This is a genomic window from Shewanella sp. SR44-3 (assembly GCF_014163735.1).
Classification (GTDB): domain Bacteria; phylum Pseudomonadota; class Gammaproteobacteria; order Enterobacterales; family Shewanellaceae; genus Shewanella.
The window spans coordinates 1-2,881 of sequence record NZ_JACJDV010000076.1 but is presented as its reverse complement, the minus strand read 5'-3'; the positions used below and the strand labels follow the sequence as shown (position 1 = coordinate 2,881).

Annotated in this window: 2 protein-coding genes; one reads left to right on the top strand and one right to left on the bottom strand. The window is 42.3% G+C overall.

The genetic code is table 11. The features are described 5' to 3' along the window. Window positions 1-369: 369 nt before the first annotated feature. On the bottom strand, window positions 370-1,266 hold the full coding sequence (locus H5073_RS17780) for a LysR family transcriptional regulator (RefSeq protein ID WP_182680898.1): 897 nt from the start codon (window positions 1,264-1,266) through the stop codon (window positions 370-372). Between the two features lie 111 nt (window positions 1,267-1,377). Between H5073_RS17780 and H5073_RS17775 the strand changes: the two genes are divergently transcribed. After that, the gene (locus H5073_RS17775; protein WP_046224477.1) at window positions 1,378-2,580 is read left to right on the top strand and encodes an NADH:flavin oxidoreductase/NADH oxidase family protein; all 1,203 of its coding nucleotides are present in this window, start codon (window positions 1,378-1,380) and stop codon (window positions 2,578-2,580) included. Window positions 2,581-2,881 lie beyond the last annotated feature (301 nt).

Here is a 2,881-nt window from a genome sequence, read left to right as displayed (position 1 = left end):
CGCTACGACACGCAGCAAGTCCATCCTTGGATGCTCGAACATCCCGTCCATGGGATGGACGGTCGTCTCGCAAACACTCATGGTTCACCTTTTAAGCAGTTGTGTATCTGTTAGCCTTAAAAGATTACCCACCTGACTTTAGCGATCGATAAGCATCCACCTCGATCAGGTTTAACACGTTTTTGGACAATTCCGATTTAGCAGCAACAGACAGTCTCCAATCTTTGGATAACTTCTCGTATCCCAAAAATAAAAATGCAGTAGTTTCGACAGGAGGTATTTTTGGTCGGTTCTGAACAATTCCAAACATGGCTGATTTTGACGGCTACTATTTTTAATGGTGAGATACTGCATGGTTATTCAACAAGTTTATGAGGAAACGATTTGAGATACCTTCCTCCTAAGCAACTCCCGAAAAGCAATAACAGCAGGACTAACCTGCTCTCGGCTTGGACAGATTAGATTTAGCTCAACCGATGGTGATTCAAAGTCTGGTAAAAGCTGTACAAGTTGCCCACTACTAAGATCTGAGTAGAGATCTATCTGAGAGCGATATGCTATTCCTTTGCCATTAACTGCCCATCTACGAACTATATCGGTATCATTGCTGATTCGGTTACTACCTACTTTAACCTTGTATGTACCAGAGTGGTTAGCGTACTCCCAACAGTTAAACAGGCGACCAGCCTTGCGGTGTAATAAGCAATTATGCTCCCTCAAGTTTTCAGGATGCATTGGCTCTCCATATCTAGATATATAGGTTGGAGAGGCGCAAGTGATCCTGCTCATGGTCGCGATATGAAATGAAACCATCGATGAATTTTCTGGCTTCCCATAGCGAAGAGCCATACCAACCTGTTCGAGAAAAAAATCTGAAATAGAATCGCCTACTGTCAGATCAATCGATAATAAAGGGTGCTCATTCAATAACTCTTCTATCCACAGCAAAAGTGTATTGCGGCCCAAATCAGATGAGACGGACAATCTGAGATTACCACTTACTTTTCCTTGTGTCTGATGTGCGGCTATACGACCTTGTTCCAAACTAGCTAGTGCCTGACGGCAATGAAACAAGAACTGCTCTCCTTGTGGCGTTATTCTCAGTTGTCTGGTTGTTCTGATAAGTAGTTGTACCTCTAACTGTTTTTCGAGTCTTTTCAGCGCAGTGCTGACTGCTGCAGGAGTAAGACTCAGTTGGTTTGCAGCCTCGGTTATGCTGCCCGTTTCCACGATTCGAATGAATAGATAGAGATCTGACGTATTCATTATTAAATATTTTTTAAAAGTATATTAATTATTAGTGTCTTTTTAGTTTACTTAAAGTCTGGAACAATGTCTCTACTGTTATTCATAACAATGGTGCTCAGAGAGGCAGATATGACCCAACCATTACACACCGAAAACTTACTTAACCGTCCTTTAGAGCTCCCATGTGGCGCCATCATTAAAAACCGTCTAATGAAATCAGCAATGTCTGACTCACTTGCTGATGGAGAGGGAAACCCTACTCAGGCACAGTCTCGACTCTATGAACGCTGGGCAGAGGGCGGTATTGGGTTATCGGTCGTTGGAGAGGTTCAAATTGACGCACTATTTCCAGAAAATCCAGGAAATCTCGTATTATCCGAACAGTCTGATATTAAAGAGCTACAAGCATTGACCTCACGTGCTGCAATTAATAACGCACATATCTGGCCCCAACTTGGGCATGCAGGTGGATTGGCGTATCAACCGTTGAGTAAACCCAAAGGGCCATCAGCTCTTTGTATTGGAGATTTCGAGTGTGAGGGGATGTCTGAGCAAGACATAGCCTTATTACCACATCAGTTTGCTAAATCCGCAGCAATTGCGAAACAAGCAGGATTTACTGGCGTACAGATTCATGCAGGCCACGGGTTTCTACTAAGTCAGTTTTTATCACCACTCTTTAATCATCGAACGGATCTATATGGAGGGTCGGTAGAAAACCGTTCCCGTATTATTATTGAAGTAATTGCGGAAGTGAGAAGTACTGTTGGAGGTACTTTCCCTATTGGTATAAAAATAAATTGCTCAGATCAGCTCGAAGGTGGTTTAACTCAAGAAGACGCACTAGAGGTCATTTCCCTTCTCAACACAACCTCTATTGATTTGATTGAGATAAGTGGCGGATCATATTTTCCTGGGGCAAAATCCAGCTCTGACAGCGCTTCAAACGGCCCGTACTTCATTGATTTTTCAGTAAAGGCTAAAGGATTAACAAATATTCCTTTAGTGGTGACGGGGGGCTTTAAAAAGCGGGAGCAAGTAATAGATGCCTTATCTATAAATGCAGCGGACTCAATTGGTCTTGGGCGAGCATTGATACTCAGACCTGATTTACCAAATGAATGGTTAGAGGGAGAAGGTGTTACATTTGACTTTCCAAAATTTAAGTCACCGCCGCAGGGGGGAGTCACCGCTTGGTATACTATGCTTCTTACGGCTATAAGTCATGATAATGAAAAAGAGTTCAACTTAGAGCTATTGCCAGCAATTCAGTCCTACGAAAATCGTGATAAAGCTCGTATTACGAAATGGCAGGCGAAGTATCAACTGTAGTTCACCATCTAAGATCTAGAAACGCATAGCTATGCGTTTCTACGGGGCACTTTTCCTGAAGTTAGGTTTATTTATGGTCGCATCCTTTCATTTATTATTTCCTCTTCTTACCATAAATATAAGTACAGCAATTCCAGTGACACTATCTGCTTCTGAATAATTGCATCAACAAACAATGGGGCAAAAACGTGCTAACTCTTAATCATCATGCATATACACAAACATGCTGATTTTTTTATCTAAATGGCAACACTGAGGCTAATGAGAGGGTGTTGGACTAAATGGCTCGAGTGCGTGAGCA

What these genes read in the sequence shown, in the direction of transcription:
- H5073_RS17780 (WP_182680898.1), bottom strand. Translation starts at nt 1,266, where the DNA reads ATGAATACGTCAGATCTCTATCTATTCATTCGAATCGTGGAAACGGGC.
- H5073_RS17775 (WP_046224477.1), top strand. Translation starts at nt 1,378, where the DNA reads ATGACCCAACCATTACACACCGAAAACTTACTTAACCGTCCTTTAGAG.